Below are 315 nucleotides of genomic sequence, written 5' to 3'. Positions count from 1 at the left end.
GAGGGCGATGGCATACAAGGTAAAGGATTATTGGATGGACCTTTTTATGGAATGAATATGGATGCGACAACATTGGACAGCTTTTATAAAAGGACAATAACCGTAAACAGAATGTTTAAGCCTTTTCAATATTTGTTGCCTATACCTGTAAACGAAGTCTTTAAAAGTAAGCTGTTGGTACAAAATCCTGGTTATGGGGCAGGTGAATAATTTGTAATAAAAAGAATTATTATGAGAAAAATATCAATTGCAAAATTATGTCTAGTCGGCATATTTATTACGACCATAGGCTGTACAAAGGCCAGCAAGGTGTCC

General features: G+C 35.6%; 1 protein-coding gene. It reads left to right on the top strand.

Features of this window, described 5'->3' with window-relative positions; all coding sequences use genetic code 11:
• Positions 1–210: RagB/SusD family nutrient uptake outer membrane protein (locus G5B00_RS17955; protein WP_163878850.1), on the top strand; the 210-nt coding region annotated here is incomplete at its 5' end.
• Positions 211–315: the final 105 nt, after the last annotated feature.

This window comes from Parapedobacter sp. SGR-10, assembly GCF_011030405.1.
In the GTDB taxonomy this organism is placed as follows: Bacteria; Bacteroidota; Bacteroidia; order Sphingobacteriales; family Sphingobacteriaceae; genus Sphingobacterium.
This window is presented reverse-complemented; position numbering and strand designations above follow the sequence as displayed.